Origin of the sequence: Lactobacillus xujianguonis (assembly GCF_004009905.1) — a bacterium.
In the GTDB taxonomy this organism is placed as follows: domain Bacteria; phylum Bacillota; class Bacilli; order Lactobacillales; family Lactobacillaceae; genus Lactobacillus; species Lactobacillus xujianguonis.
Map to the genome: position 1 here is coordinate 1 of NZ_ML136905.1, position 15156 is coordinate 15156.

Below are 15156 nucleotides of genomic sequence, written 5' to 3' on the forward strand. Positions count from 1 at the left end.
TTTTTATCTGTTAAAGGTACAATATCGTGTTTATCGTTCATAAAATTTGCCTCCTCAAAATTGATAAGACAAGTATAGGACGAAAGAAAAGGAGAAGATAGGTACTTCAGTTTTTGACGCTTACGATGAAGACTAATTTACATTGTCAAATACGAACCCCAATTTAAAAAGCAGACATACCAGTGTAAATGTTGGTATGTCTGCTTTTTTGCATAAATTAAACATTAAGGAATTATATTTTTTCTTATCCTTCAACTTCAGCTGGATCAAGTCGGCGCCCATCAGCACGGTCAAGGGCTGTAATTGCCGCTACTTCTGGGTCAGTTAAAGTAAAATCAAAAATGTCTAAGTTACTACTTTGATGAGCATAAGAACTAGCTTTAGGAATAGGTACAATGTCCAATTGGTGTTCCCAGCGCAAAATAATTTGAGCAGGAGTCTTATGATACTTCTCAGCTAGGTCTTTGACCAATTGCTCTTTAAAGGCTTCACCACCACGTTGAAGAGGACTCCATGCTTCAGTGATAATGCCGTGCTTTTGGTCAAATTCACGTGTTTCCTTGCTTGACCAGTAGGGATGTAATTCTACCTGATTAACTGCAGGAGTTACTCCCGTTTCTTTAATAACTTTAGTCAAATGTTCAGGTTCAAAGTTAGATACTCCAATTGAACGGACCAGACCAAACTTTTGCGCATCAATTAAAGCTTGCCAAGCTTCAACATAATCATCTTTCTTCGGATTAGGCCAGTGGATCAAGAAAAGATCAAGATAATCTAAGCCCATTCGGAAAAGGGACTCTTGAATTTGCTTAATAGCTAACTCATAAGAGTGATTTTTACCCATTAACTTTGAAGTGACAAAAATCTGATCTCGCGGAACACTGCTATGACGAATAGCATAGCCAACTGCACCTTCGTTGTCATACATGGCCGCTGAATCAACTAAACGGTAACCATTTTGAAGTGCTTCTTCTACAGCAGTAGCACCAGCTGAGCCATTTAAGCGGTAAGTCCCAAAGCCAAGGGCAGGGATGCGATGTCCATCATTTAGAGTAAAATATTGCAAAAAATTCCTTCTTTCAAGTTCTACTTAACATAATCTAAAATATTTCATTTATCACTTTTAATTTTGTCTTTCAAATCTAAACTGCGGCGATAGATGATAAAGCCAATCAAACAAGTTAAGGCATCACTAACAGCTTGTGCCCACACAATTCCGTGATAACCAACCAATTTATCTAAAGCCTCTAGGGCAAAGAAGTAAATCACTCCTTGCCGTGCAATAGCCATAATAAAGGCGGCCCAAGCATTGCCAATCGATTGAAAGACTGTTGTATAAACTAAAACAATTCCAACTAGTGGTGTCGTCACGAGACAGGCAATTAACATATAACTACCAGCATTTACGATATCTGGTTGATTCATAAACAGAGCAGTAACGGGACGAGCGAAAATAATCAATAATCCGCCACACACAACAGCATAAACAACTTGAACCAAAATATCAAAATGAAGAATATCTTTTAATCTGGTCCAGTTCTTAGCACCATAGTTAAAGCCAATCAATGGCTGTGCACCAAAGGCAAAACCAACGATTACCAAAATGACAATATTATAGATTTTTTGGGTAATTCCCATTGCGGCAACTTTATTAGCGCCATAAACAGCTAATGAACTGTTTAATAAAGCCATGCCAAATGACTGCGCAAAGTTAGTAATCGAACCAGGAATCCCTATCGCAATAACATCTTTGATTGAGTTGCCATCAATTTTCATCAATTTCGGATCAATACTAATAAAGTTGGCTTTGCGCACGGTGAAATAAATCAGTAATAAGTCGGTGACTACATACCCTAAAATATTAGCAATACCAACACCTGTTGCACCCATTTTTAAAACAAACAAGAAGATAGGATCAAGAATGATCGCTAGGATCGTACCGGTCATGGTCGCAATCATCGCTTCTAGCGCTAAGCCTTCAGTTCTGATCAGATTTTGCGGAATTAGTGAAAAAATGATGAACACAGAACCAAGCGAAATTACTCGATAAAAGTCAGCTGCATCAGCATAAGTGGCGGGCTTAGCACCTAATAGGTTAAGAATTGGGTGTTCAAAGGCAAGTAAAATGATCGTCAGAATGATCCCACTAATAATGCCACCATACTGACAGAAGCTGCTGACGCGTTTACTGAGGTCATACCTCTTCTCACCAAACAAACGTGAAATTAGCGAACTGCCACCTAAGCCAAAAATATCAGATACAGCCATCAAAAAGGTGAACAGTGGAGCGCCAATCGTCACTCCAGCTACCAGGTTAGTATCACCGGTCTTAGCCACAAACATTGTATCGGCTAAGTTATAAATCATCGTCGTGATCATTCCTAACACGACGGGAAGCGCTAATTTAAAATAAACCTTCTTAATCGGCGCTTTAGCAAACAACTCATCCATAAATTACCTCATTTCTTATACCTAATTATTATAAAACAAAGAACTACTAAAAAATGGGCAAAAAAAGCCGATAATCCTTAAAAAGAGGATTATCGGTTATCCATTTATTTCTTCAAATGTAATGCGCCATAAACAATTAAAGCTGCAGCAACTAAAATTCCAACGGCTGAAGAAACTATCGTAGTTGGATTTAATTGACCTTTTGTGGCCGCCTTTTTAACTTTAAGTTTTGTTTTAGCTTTCTTTTTCTTCTTATTAGTCTTATTTGGTTGACCTTGATCATTACTATTAGCATCCAAATCACCAAACTGAGCTAACTTTTTCTTAGTGGCAGGAGAGAGGGCTGCTTTTTCTTTGGCAGTCAAAGCTTTATCTGGACCGATTGGCTTACCAATATAGGCACGGTAGAGATGATAAAGATCTTGTTTGTTAGCCTGCTTAGTTTGCTTTTGCACTTGATTATTGTTGGTTTGAGTGGTGTTTGCTGAAGAATTGGCAGCAGCTTGCGAACCTTCAGGCGTGTAATAAACCTTAATTGTTGTTACACCGCTAGGATTATCCCAATCAACAGAAATTGATTTAGAAGGATTGCCGTTAATTTTATAACCATTAATTTGTGGATATGAGTCAATCGAAAAATTACGTGCAGGGCTATCAGTATAACCATGTTCAGTAGCAATCAAACTGCGCTGAATGACTTTGCCAGTTTTAGCATCAATGGCAACAGCATATAAATTTTGAATTGAAACTTTTCTTTGTGTATCTGTGTCTGAATTATCGCTGGTATTTTGATCGTCAGCAAATACATGATCTACAGATACTGATGAGCCAAGGGCAAGAACTAAACTTGCACCAGCTAAATATTTAATAAATTTATTTTTCATGTTTAAACCTCAGGAATTATAAACTGATTGATACCATAAATTTTAACATTTTCTGCCAAAAGAGGCTTATCAACATGTTTGATTAAAATTCATGTTTTAACAAAAATACGCAGGCATTTCTCAAGATAATGCCTTAACAGCTGCAATTTATTCGTATCTTCATATTAATAGATTTTTTCAAAAATTTAGTTATTAAGTCAAACTTTAGAAATTATTTTTAAAAAATTCTGTTTTCAGTTATCTCTTGTTCAAATTATTATTTCTGACTGGACATATATCAAATAGAGAATCCATTAAATATAAAAAGCCAAAATCACGTTAATTTGACGCAATTTTGACTCATACTTTTCATTTATAAAAATTATGTAAAGCTACTATTAATACCAACTTGGTTTGTCGCCCTCAGTACCTGTTTTTTTCAAGACCAATAGATTCCTTCAAATCTTCATTAGGATTCTTAATTAACTCATAGATATATGATGCAACTGATTTTCTAGAAACCTCAGTATTGGTGATTTGCTGACCTTTCTTAGTCTTTTGATAATCAACTTCATCCTTATTAGTCATCCAGCTTGGACGAATAATCGTATAATCCAAGTCAGATTTTTCAATTAATGCTGCAGCTTTCGCATATTCAGTAATGTAATTTCCTAAGGTTGTTTTGTTCCATTCACCAAATTTTCCAGCAACTTCATCATAGATACCTAAAGTTTAGATCCAAATTAAGCGTTTTACGCCAGTTTTATCCATCGCCTTAATTACGGCTTCGGCTTGTTTAACAATGGTATTAGTACCACCTAAATTAGCGTACACAATATCTTGGCCCTGAATTGCTTTTTCTAATTCTGCTTCATTAGTAGTATCACCATCAATGATAGTGGCTTTATCCTTATCTTTTGCTAATCTTTGCGCATTTCTCAAGAATAAAGTAGTTTGAATATCATTATCAGCAAACAAAAACTGTTCTGTAATTTGTGCAACTTGCCCATGTGCACCTAAAACGATCACTTTAGTCATGGTTCTTTTCCTCCTTATTTAAATTTTGTTGTTCTAAATATATGCGTTCCCAATCATATACACTTTTCACATGCTTATTCAATTGAGCAACGGCCTTTGCTTGATTGTTTTCTTTAATGGCTGCAATAATCTGCAAAAGCTCATCAACTGATGAAATCATGCATCTCTGATCATCGCGGATCGCATATCTCATACGGTTAGTTTGACTCTTCAATAAATCTAAATTCTTTTGTAGCACACTTTTATCATTACTATGCGTCAAATATTGATGGAACTGTGCATCTAACTCTAAATAACTAGTCCAATCTTTATCATTCAGTGCTTTTTCAAACTTTAACCGAAAGTCATTTAATCTAGTTTGATCGAAATTAGCGAATGACTTCTTTAACGCATAAACTTCTAGCATTGATCGCAAGTCGTAGTTTTCTTTTAATTCCGCCAAAGTAACTTGAGTCACACGAGTTTCTTGTCCATCTCGTTCAAGCAACCCATCATTTTCTAGTTTTTTGAAAGCTTCTCTAACTGGTGTCCGCGACATGTTCAATTTGATACACATTTGATTTTCCGATAAAACATGTCCAGGTTGATACTTACCATTGATTATTTGCTGTTTTAGATAACGATAGGCTTTATCTTCATTGCTCATCTTCTTCCTCCTTTCATCTACTTACATTTGTATAGTATTCTCCTTATCTTTAATAAGCAATACTTCACCCTAAATAACCTGTATACAGGTATTTTTAATAACATCTCTCTTATCACCAATTTCAATTTATTCATTAACTATACGCATATACAGTCGTTCAAAATAGAGTTCTAATTCATGTGTAATTTAATTAAAAATAACACATTTTACGCTATTTTTAGGAGAAATGTTCTAATAGTTAAGAAAATTAATCACAATTGTTATTGTTCACATTTTTATCTATCCAAATATAGTTTTGATTATTTTATCTGCTATAATCCTTGATGTTAAAGGATTCTTACTTTGAAAATTGTCTAGTATTTTGATATCAATCGTTATTTCAATATAATTTTGTATATATTTTGATTTTTTCTAAAAATATTTGAAGTTATTGTTTGATTCGTATAGGTTATTTATAATTTGCTTATTCTCTCGTGCTATCACCTTTCTGCAAATTACGCTTGTGTTTTTATAATCCCGTACTGTTATTTTAAATATTCGAGTATAGACTTCCCCTACCCAAATGCTATTCTTATACATGAAGAGACTTAAAGGACTAAGGCTTCAGAGAAACCGACTACTTCTCGTACGAAGTCGAATTAACATATTGTATAGCTTAAATGAGACGTAAATTTTATAGGGGATTAGGAAAATGAAGAAGACTATTAAATTCGCAACTTTATTTAGTGCTGCTGCAGCTTTGACTTTAGGCGGTGTTGCATTGACTAGCAACACAACCACTAATACAGCATACGCAGCTTCAATTGTTTTACCAAAAGGTAAAGGCTATACCAAAGCCAGAGTTTTAAAGGCAAACAGTGGCAGAATGTCCCACTCAGACAAGTCTAAGTTAAGCCAAAGTGATAAAGTTATGCTTAGTCACTTTGCAATGGACTTGATTAACCAAGCTCGTCACCAAATGAGTAAAAAGAGCTGGACTTACAAGAAGGGTGCATTAAAGTTTGCTGACCGTACTGCTAAGCAATACTACAGCCACAACCGTTCAGTTTGGGATTCAGATCACTACATTGCAGGTATTAAACGTGCCGCAAAGCAATCTGGACTTAACTCAACTGTTGGTCAAGTCTATGAAGATGAAGCTGGCTTACCTGTTTCATCTGACTTCCATGGTCAAACTCGTACCATTGCTGCTTTAAAGAACCAAATCTACTTCAACGTTAAACAAATGTTGTTCGGTGGTTTCGCTGGTAGCAAAGCTGATATGAGTAGACCTTCTAGCTATGTTGAATGGCAACACGCTGGTGACCTTCTTGGCTTACGTTCAGCTGAGGGTTATGACGCTAAGACCAAATACTTTGGTATGTCCTTCTCAGGTTTGAGAGGCGACTCAAGCAAGATCTCTGTCCACATGATGGGTGTTGCTAAGCGTTATATCCAAAACTACAAGAAGTTTAATAAATAATGTTTCCTAATCCGATTAGCAATTAGATAGTCGATGATTGTTAGTCCTAATAAAGATAAGAAAAAGAATTCAAGATTAGTCCCTTGAATTCTTTTTTTATGCCCTTTTCTCTGTTGAATTTGGTAGTTTAGTTTTTATATATAGATTTAGTAACAACGGATGATTACCTAGCCATTCTTAGCTAAATAATCAAAGATCTCAGTTCAAATTTTCACCTTTCAAATCATCTAAAATCGACATTACAAGCTGCATTTATCTAACTTGGTTAACTTATACTAATCGTAAAATCACTCGCTTTAAAACCCGATTTTGCCTCGATCAAAAGCACTTTTGAACAAACAAATACCGTTAACTCACCTATCGTGAATTAACGGTACCTTTCGTTTTACTTATTAAGTTTAATTAATTAGAGGGAGAAGAAATGAAATTTATTCGAGCGTATTAGTATCACTCAGCTTTCTAAACCAATGCCCTGACTTCTTGAGTGTCTTAACTTGGGTATGGATGTTGTTACTAATCAAGCCATAGCGGTTGCGGTAAGCATTAGCCCAGGACCAGCAATCAATCCCAGTCCAGACAAAGTAACCATGACAATTTGAGCCAGCTTGAATTCCTTTATAAAGTTCCTTCAAGTGATTGGTAATAAAGTTGATGCGGTAATCGTCCTGAATTACGCCATCTTTCATAAAGTGTTCTTCGCGTGAGACACCCATCCCATTTTCAGAAACAAACCAATCAATATTGCCATAATTGTCACGAATATTAATAGCAATGTCGTATAAAGCCTTAGGGTAAATTTCCCAACCCTTATCGACATTCATCACACGACCAGGCATCTCGAAGTTGTCCCAATAGATATCAGGCATCCAATCCTGCAAACTCTTAGGCGAAATTGCTGGCGCTTGAACTCTAAACGGTTGATAGAAGTTAACACCCAATTGATCGATGGTATTTTCTTTAAGCAATTCCAACTCTTCAGGTGTTGAATCCCAAATCACCCCCTCCCGGGTTAAGATCTCGACTAATTTCTTAGGATAATGTCCTTTGATCGCTGGATCCAAGAACATATCATCACACCATAAGTTAGCAAACTCAGCTGCTTCCAAGTCTTCTTTTTCTTGAGAAGCTGGATAAGCAGGTGTTAAGTTAAGAATAATACCGATCTTGTTTTCACTATCTTTTCCAAAACGTTCATGGAACTTCTTAATCGCTTTAGCTGAAGCTAAGTTAATATTGTAGCCAACTTGCACAGCTAAAGGACCATCAACCTTTAATGGATAATGGAACTTATACAAGTAGCCACCATCCAAAATGACTTTTGGTTCATTAAAAGTAAACCAATTCTTTACCCGGTCGCCAAACAATTCGAAGCATCTGTCAGCAAACTTAGCATACAAATCTGTTACATGTTTGCTTTCAAAACCACCATATTTCTTTTGCAATTCAATTGGCATATCAAAGTGGCAAAGGTTGATATAAGGCGTAATGCCATCTTTTAACATTTCATCAATGACATTATTATAAAAATCAACTGCGTCTTGGTTCACCGTTGCTTCTTCAAAGTCATCAATTAAGCGTGACCATTGAATTGAAGTCCGCAGGTTCTTAATGCCTGCTTCGCGCATTAGCTTTAGATCCGACTTGTAATCATTGTAGAAGTTGGAAGCTGTGTCTGGTCCTACACCTTGATAAAAGGCTTTAGGATCGATGGAATACCAATAATCAAAAACATAACGTAACTGTCTTTGCAAGAGTATCTCCCAGTGATAAATTACGCATCATCCAAAGCTTAAAACGCAATCAAGAGGTAGTAGCGATGACCGGTGACGGAGTCAATGACTCTCCTGCTTTAAAAGCAGCCGATATCGGGATCGCTATGGGACAAACTGGAACCGACGTTGCTAAAGATGTTGCGGATATGATTTTATTGGATGATAGTTTTTCCACGATTGCGACCGCAATCAAAGAAGGACGCCGCGTTTACCGCAACATTCAAAAAATCATTCAGTTTTTATTAGTAGGAAACATCGCGGAGATTTCAACTCTAACGGTGGCCACCATCTTCAACTGGGATGCGCCACTACTGGCAATCCATATTCTTTGGGTTAACTTAGCTACAGCAACTTTACCTGCTTTAGCCTTAGGTGTTGATCAAGCCAGTCCCAACATTATGAAGCACCAACCAGTTAAGTCAGGAACCTTATTCGAAAAAGATTTAGTGATTCGCGTTATTTCTCAAGGCTTATTCGTAGCCTTCCTCACCTTAACTGCTTACTGGATTGGCGCTGAAACTGATAATCCGGTTACCGGGCAAACAATGGCCTTTGCTGTTCTGGCCTTGTCCCAAATGTTGCGCAGCTTTAATCAACACTCCAATACTGAAGCCATTTGGCGCCGCTCGACGGGAATTAATTATTGGTTAATCATTTCCTTTGTCGTTTCAGTAATTTTAATGGCTGTGATCCTGTTTGTTCCAGCTGTTCAAAACATATTTTACGTAACTGCTTTATCAAGAGCACAATGGTTAGTAGTAATCTGCTTAAGCTTGCTATCAATTGCCCAAGTAGAATTGGTTAAATTGACTAGCCGTTTAAAGCAAAAAAACACTAAACTCGTAATTGATTAGATATAGATAGATATAGATAGATATAGAAAAAATCCTAGTTCTCAATTGAACTAGGATTTTCTTTTACCAATTTATTTTTCGAGTAAAGTAATTTGACGCAAATTCCGCGTTAATTTCCCTTGTTTAGCTAATAAAGCAAACTTGCGTGACAGGGTTTCTGGTGTTGTTCCCAGATATAAAGCTAAGTCTTTCATTTTCAATGGCAGCGAAAATTGATTCTTTCCGATCTTTTCGGCATAAGCACTTAAATAACTTAATAAGCGATCTTCAACTTTAGGTAAAGACAGCAATTCAATCTGACGCTGCATCCCTGCCATTTTAAGCATACTTTGTTCTAACATTTTTACGCTAAGTTCAGGACGCGCCTTAATTAGGTTAAGAAAATCTTGCCGGCTTAATAAACAAACCTCACTATTTTCTGTTGCTTCGACATAAGTATTTTCGTTTTCTTTACCAAATAGCCAGTCCTCACCAGCATAATCACCAGTTTTTAACAAGCCAATCACATTTTCACGACCATCAGAGTTTAAATAATATAACCGCGCACTACCATGGGCTACAATGACCAAATTATTACTGGTAGCGGGATCAATTACCAACTCCTGACGCTGATAATGATGGTGTTGAACTAAGCTTTCAAGTTCTTCTTTATCACTCAGCGGTAAAGATTTAAAAAGTGGGACCAAATTAACGCAAAGATCTGCCTGCAAGTTAAAGACTCCTTATCAACTAAAAGTCATCGTCGTCTTCTTCAGTATACAAGCCTTCGCGTAAATCGTGGCCTAAAAAGTTTTGACTAAGACGAATTTGTTCTTTAATCCAGGCCAGTAAGGTAACTAAATTATGATTTAATTCTGGCCAATCTTCCTTGTCAGCCAAGGCAATGGCTTTAGTAATAAAAAGAATTTGGGTATCAAAGTCTTTTACTAAAGCAAATAATTGCTCTGAGCCAGCTTCATACTTAGTCGCACCATCTTCCTCCAGCATCGTGTATTCCTTAAACTGGTCGGTTGTCGTTGGGATGCTTTCTCCATTATTGAATAAAAGTTGATTAAGCTGGTTAAATTCTTGCATTTCATAAGCTTGCCATTCGGCTGCTTTTTGGTTTAAAAAGAGGCTTTCTTGGCCGCGAGCAAACAGCTTGGCTTGATTAATCTTTAAACTATGAATCAACAAATTACTAATAATGTGACCAACCATTGCTTCAGCGGTTGGCGTATGGTGATCGATATCGCTTTGCTTTAATTCGGCTTGATATTGTTCTGCTGCTGTCATTTTATAAATCCTTTACCTTTACTCCTTGAACTTCATAACCCATCTTTTCAATTTCAGCCTTAACCTGATCGGCGTTAGTTTGTTCAGGGTTCATTTGAAACTTTAATTTACCGGCATTGAATAAGACCTTAATTTCACCAGTCCCGTCAACACTGTCAACTGCTTTTTCAATCTTAGTTAAACATGATGGACAAGTCATCCCGCCCAACTTCATCATTACTTTTTGCATAATTTATCGATCCTTTCTGTACTTCTATGCTTTTAATTCTACTGGCTTTCTTTGTGCAAAAACTTGACGATGATCAACTTTTTGGTGAAATTTGATTAATCTCATCCCATTAATGATGACAATTAAGATGCTCAATTCATGAATTAACATGCCGCTAGCCATCTCGACATAACCAGCAAATAAGCCAATGAATAACAAGACCACGGTTAATAAAGCAATAAAAATATTTTGATTCATATTACTTACCGTCTTCTTAGAAAGAACTAAAGCATAGGCAATTTGGCGTAAGTCATTTTTAACCAAAACAATGTCGGACACGTCAACAGCGACATCTGTCCCACTCCCAATTGCTAAAGCTAGATCAGCATTAGCTAAAGCGGGTGAATCATTGATTCCATCGCCAATAAAGGCAACGCGATGACCTTGAGCTTGCTCCTGTTTAACCAATTCCGCCTTGTCAGCAGGCAACATTTCTCCATGCACTTCATCGATTGGCAACTCACTAGCAATCTGCTGAGCAGTTTGCTTATTATCACCTGATAAAATGACTAGCTTCTTGATACCATTTGCCTTTAACTGCTCTAAGGCTGTCTTAGCTTCTGGCCGCAATTGATCTTTAATTCCAAAGACCGCTAATTGGGTTTGATCTTGACTAGCAAAAATGACAATCGAATTCCCCAATTTACTCAAATGCGCAACAGTCTCTTTTAATTGGATATTTTCGCCAACTTCTTCCTTAATTAAAGCTAAATTACCCAAATAATAAGCTTGATTACCATAAGCAATAACGCCCTTTCCCTTAACAGTTTGGACTTTACCGCTAAACTGAGCGCTATTTGTTAGTTTAGCAATTGCTTGTGCCAACGGGTGATTACTATTAGCTTCAATCTGAGCAGCTAAATCGATAATTTCCTTTCGTTGACCCTTAAGAATTTCAATTTGACTAACTTCGGGATGACCGACAGTCAATGTGCCCGTTTTATCAAAAATCATTTCGTCTACCTGACGCATCTGGTCCATCACTTGCGAACCCTTAAACATAATGCCGTTTTTAGCACCATTACCAATCCCGGCGACAGTTGAAACTGGCACACCGATCACTAAGGCACCGGGACAGCCAAGCACCATCACGGTAATCGCTAACTTGATGTCACGTGTAATTAAGCCAACCACTAAGGCGATCACTAAAACTAACGGTGTGTAATACTTAGAAAAACGATTGATTAGCTTTTCAACATGTGACTTTGAGTCTTGGGCTTCTTCGACCATTTCGATGATTTTACCGAAAGTCGTATCTTCACCGACTGCAGTTGCTTCAACTGTTAAGGTTCCATCTTCTAAAATCGTTCCGGCATACACCTGCTGCCCTAGCGTCTTATTAGCTAATTTAGATTCACCATTAACGCTAGCTTCATTTAAATAGCCGTTCCCCGCAACAATTTTGCCGTCAACTGGCACTTGATCACCGGCTTTAACTAAAATCTTTTCGCCAGGATCAATAAAGTCGACGTCTTCTTCTTCAGTTGAGCCATCAGGTTGAATTACGAGCGCTATTTTTGGTGCCATTTTAGTTAGATCAGCTACCGCAGAGCGCGTCTTTTTCAAAGTAAGTTCTTCTAAATAGTCACCAAGCATGAAAAGCCAAGTAACAATCGCTGCTTCATTGAACTCGCCAATGATAAAAGCGCCAATAACAGCTAAAGAAACTAAGACGTCGATTGAGATCAGTTTGACCTTTAATGAAGAAATTGCCGTCAAAAGGATCGGAATAAGGCCAATTACGCCGACAATAAACATTAAAACTTGATACGGCAACATTAGCTCTAAAAGCCATTTGGCTGCTTCTGCTAAGAGCAACATGACGGTGTTGACAATCAAAATTGTTTTTTTGTTTTGATAGAAAAATTGCTGAATTTTTACCATAATTTCCTCCCTCGTACTGTTAATAGTGTAAAAACAGAAGATGAAAGAAAACTTGATGGTTATCAAGAAATTATAAACTTATGTATTCAATATACATTCCTTATAATTATCGTTACCTTAATTTAAGGACTTTAAAAAAATCTCAAAAAATAGGCTTTTTTACTACACTTAATTTCAAAAACCGTTATAATAGTTGTTCAGATAGATTTAAAGAGGTGAAATTTTTATCATGAAAGACAATTACATTATTGACCACGATATGTACTTAATGAACCACAAAAACGGTGATGTATTAAAGATAACTGTTAATGACAAAGATAAAGCAGTTAAGAATATTCAACTTTTTCGACAAGATGGTCTAGGCAATTACTATTTTGATAAAAATTCCCAACTGAACGGCAAATATAAAGCCGCTACTAAAGAAGATGTTGTCAAAATTAGTAAAGAGATTGGTGCGCACAATACCCACCACCTCGACAAATGGCATCACACAGTTTATCCAGTTTACAACGATGAAAAGCAAGTAACTGGATTCCAACCTAAGCTATCCATTGATCATCATCACAAGATTCAAAATGCTAAAAGATATTTGAATCACTTAGATCATCACCACGCAGATTTCTTGTTTACAACTACTCATGAAATCTGGAAGAAGCCAATCAACTATTTGAAGAATGCAATTTACTCTGACCGTAATAAGGAAATGGTTTTGGCTCACAAAGTACATAAATTGACTAAATAATGAAAAAGCTCCTAGTTTGTTTTGAACTAGGAGTTTTTGTTTGTCCTGTTTTTTTATTTATGCATTAAAGCCATGACTTAAACGATCGACAATCTTAGCAGCAGGCTCAATAGCATGAATAAAGGTAATTCCTAAACCAAAAGAAGCGATTCCTTTACTCAAATTCCCCAAGAGCATCCCTTGCCGTAAATTGTCATAATTACCGGAAGCAGTCCAGATTTCGTCAGCGGTAGCACCATCTTTATCCATTTGAACTAACTTATTCGGCAATTCACCAGGTAAAGAACGGTAGAAACTATTCGGTGCTCTAAACATCACCATTTCTTCGGCAGTCGTATCAAGCATCTTTTGCTTAATGTTATCAGCCATTGGTGCTTCTTTTGAAGCTAAAAAGGCTGTTCCGGCATAAATACCTTCAGCGCCTAAATCTTTAACAGCTTTGGCGGTTCTTTCATCAGCAATCCCACCAGCTGCAATTACTGGGACATCACCAGCATAATCTTTAACCAGTGGAATGGTTGGCAAAGTGCCGACAACATTTGCAGGTACCGTTCCACCTTCATCAAAACCAGTGGCAATAATCGCATCAACACCAGCTTTGACTGCTTCTTGAATAATCTTAGGCCGTGGTGTAGCTGGACGGAAAATGTATTTAATTCCGTTTTCGTGGAACTTATCGATCCATTCAGGAATTAACACACCGCTAGCAATTACAACTTTAATGCCTTCATCGATTGCAACTTGCAAAATTCCGACAGTCATTTGGTCGACACTAATATCATATTCAACGTCATCACCTGTATCATTAGCACCCATCTTAGCTTGGTCAGTCAATGAAACTGACTTACTTTGGCTGGCGCTACTAGCGGCATCGACATCTGATTTCTTTTGGCCAAATGGTGATACATTTAAGCCAAAAGGCTTATCAGTTAAAGCTTTAGTCTTCTTAACCTCTGCTCTCAATTCCTTAATTCTAGTTGCAACATCTGGGGCATAATGATCTTGACCTGGTGCGACCATTGCTAGGACACCAAACCCACCAGCATTAGAAACAGCAGCTACCAATTCAGCGTTAGTTAAATATGCCATAGCAGCTTGAATAACTGGTTTTTCAACACCTAATAATTCTGCAACACGATTCGTCATAGTTTTTGCCTCTTTATTAAAAATCATCTTTTAATTAACTCATATGTTATTATAAAGGCAAAGAAACACCGAGACTAATGCCTTTTAAATAGTAGATTATAACCAAATAGGAATACTAAAATGAACACTAATCTTCTCTATACGATTTTACAAGCTTGCAATTATTCTTCGACACTGTCAGAAATCGCTGATAAATTATATTTAAGTCAGCCTTATATATCCAAAGTTTTAAAAAGAGCTGAAAAAGAATACGGCACCACATTAGTTAATCGTAAAGAAACGCCAATTACTTTAACTAAAAGCGGGCTACTAGTACTGGAACATCTCCAAATTATCTATGAAGCTGAATTAGATCTTAAAAAGGCGCTTTTACAAAATAAAGCTAATCAAGAACGGCCATTAAATCTTTTGATTACAAACCCATTTTTGTATCCAGCTGTGCTCGATATTTTGACTAAGCGTAGTCAAAAAGATCCCACTTTTTATTTCAATCTCTCGAGTAATCCGATTGCGGAACCAACTGTTAAAATTATTGCCAACCACCACTTTGACTTAATCATCGGTCGTAAATATATTGATAGCGGTTTGATCACTTTACCTCTTCCAAGTAAGCCAGTTTATGTTTTTATTCTGAAAGTTGAAAGCACTAAAACGGGCCAGATTCCTTATGGGATCCGGCTTTGTTATGCCTAATTTAGTTTTTAGGCGGGCTCTTCTAACGCATTTTGAATACATTTGGGCAACATAGAAATAAA

Annotated in this window: 13 protein-coding genes and 2 pseudogenes; 4 read left to right on the forward strand and 11 right to left on the reverse strand. The window is 36.9% G+C overall.

Features of this window, described 5'->3' with window-relative positions; translation table 11 throughout:
* Window positions 1-244 precede the first annotated feature (244 nt).
* The 5 genes and pseudogenes from EJK17_RS10095 to EJK17_RS10115 all read right to left on the reverse strand — a co-directional run bounded on the left by EJK17_RS10095 (window position 245) and on the right by EJK17_RS10115 (window position 4998).
* Complete coding sequence (locus EJK17_RS10095) at window positions 245-1066, reverse strand: aldo/keto reductase (RefSeq protein WP_103662529.1); 822 nt, start codon at window positions 1064-1066, stop codon at window positions 245-247.
* A 44-nt stretch (window positions 1067-1110) separates the two neighbouring features.
* A complete protein-coding gene (locus EJK17_RS10100; protein WP_103662530.1) occupies window positions 1111-2451 on the reverse strand; it encodes an MATE family efflux transporter in 1341 nt (446 codons plus the stop codon).
* Between the two features lie 104 nt (window positions 2452-2555).
* On the reverse strand, window positions 2556-3335 hold the full coding sequence (locus EJK17_RS10105; RefSeq protein WP_103662531.1) for a hypothetical protein: 780 nt from the start codon (window positions 3333-3335) through the stop codon (window positions 2556-2558).
* A gap of 377 nt (window positions 3336-3712) precedes the next feature.
* Window positions 3713-4352, reverse strand: a pseudogene (locus tag EJK17_RS10110) (NAD(P)H-binding protein).
* Window positions 4345-4998 (reverse strand): GntR family transcriptional regulator, encoded by a 654-nt coding sequence (locus EJK17_RS10115; RefSeq protein ID WP_127796400.1) that lies wholly within the window; start codon window positions 4996-4998, stop codon window positions 4345-4347. The pseudogene EJK17_RS10110 and the gene EJK17_RS10115 overlap by 8 nt, the downstream one beginning before the upstream one ends.
* A gap of 691 nt (window positions 4999-5689) precedes the next feature.
* Here EJK17_RS10115 and EJK17_RS10120 point away from each other — a divergent pair.
* Window positions 5690-6460 (forward strand): SEC10/PgrA surface exclusion domain-containing protein, encoded by a 771-nt coding sequence (locus tag EJK17_RS10120; RefSeq protein WP_127796401.1) that lies wholly within the window; start codon window positions 5690-5692, stop codon window positions 6458-6460.
* A 428-nt stretch (window positions 6461-6888) separates the two neighbouring features.
* Here the strand turns inward: EJK17_RS10120 and EJK17_RS10125 are convergent, their stop codons facing one another.
* The gene (locus EJK17_RS10125) at window positions 6889-8211 is read right to left on the reverse strand and encodes a glycoside hydrolase family 1 protein (RefSeq protein ID WP_246011983.1); all 1323 of its coding nucleotides are present in this window, start codon (window positions 8209-8211) and stop codon (window positions 6889-6891) included.
* Between EJK17_RS10125 and EJK17_RS10130 the strand changes: the two are divergent.
* Window positions 8196-9086: pseudogene (locus EJK17_RS10130) on the forward strand (HAD-IC family P-type ATPase); the annotation flags it as partial. The gene EJK17_RS10125 and the pseudogene EJK17_RS10130 sit on opposite strands and share 16 nt — an antisense overlap.
* 71 nt (window positions 9087-9157) lie before the next feature.
* On the opposite strand, the gene EJK17_RS10135 reads toward EJK17_RS10130, so the two are convergent.
* Genes EJK17_RS10135 through EJK17_RS10150 form a run of 4 tightly spaced genes read right to left on the reverse strand, consistent with a single transcriptional unit; the run spans window position 9158 to window position 12513 of the window.
* Complete coding sequence (locus tag EJK17_RS10135) at window positions 9158-9796, reverse strand: Crp/Fnr family transcriptional regulator (protein WP_103662534.1); 639 nt, start codon at window positions 9794-9796, stop codon at window positions 9158-9160.
* 19 nt (window positions 9797-9815) lie between these two features.
* Entirely contained in the window at window positions 9816-10361 is a 546-nt protein-coding gene (locus EJK17_RS10140; protein ID WP_103662535.1) for a ferritin family protein, read from the reverse strand.
* A 1-nt stretch (window position 10362) separates the two neighbouring features.
* Window positions 10363-10590: a heavy-metal-associated domain-containing protein gene (locus EJK17_RS10145; protein ID WP_103662536.1), complete on the reverse strand. Its 228-nt coding sequence runs from the start codon at window positions 10588-10590 to the stop codon at window positions 10363-10365.
* A gap of 24 nt (window positions 10591-10614) precedes the next feature.
* A complete protein-coding gene (locus tag EJK17_RS10150) occupies window positions 10615-12513 on the reverse strand; it encodes a heavy metal translocating P-type ATPase (RefSeq protein ID WP_103662537.1) in 1899 nt (632 codons plus the stop codon).
* A gap of 229 nt (window positions 12514-12742) precedes the next feature.
* Between EJK17_RS10150 and EJK17_RS10155 the strand changes: the two genes are divergently transcribed.
* A complete protein-coding gene (locus EJK17_RS10155) occupies window positions 12743-13255 on the forward strand; it encodes a hypothetical protein (protein ID WP_103662538.1) in 513 nt (170 codons plus the stop codon).
* Between the two features lie 57 nt (window positions 13256-13312).
* On the opposite strand, the gene EJK17_RS10160 is transcribed toward EJK17_RS10155, so the two are convergent.
* The gene (locus EJK17_RS10160; protein ID WP_161494935.1) at window positions 13313-14401 is read right to left on the reverse strand and encodes an NAD(P)H-dependent flavin oxidoreductase; all 1089 of its coding nucleotides are present in this window, start codon (window positions 14399-14401) and stop codon (window positions 13313-13315) included.
* A gap of 120 nt (window positions 14402-14521) precedes the next feature.
* Between EJK17_RS10160 and EJK17_RS10165 the strand changes: the two genes are divergently transcribed.
* The gene (locus EJK17_RS10165) at window positions 14522-15094 is read left to right on the forward strand and encodes a LysR family transcriptional regulator (protein ID WP_103662540.1); all 573 of its coding nucleotides are present in this window, start codon (window positions 14522-14524) and stop codon (window positions 15092-15094) included.
* The last annotated feature ends 62 nt before the right edge of the window (window positions 15095-15156 follow it).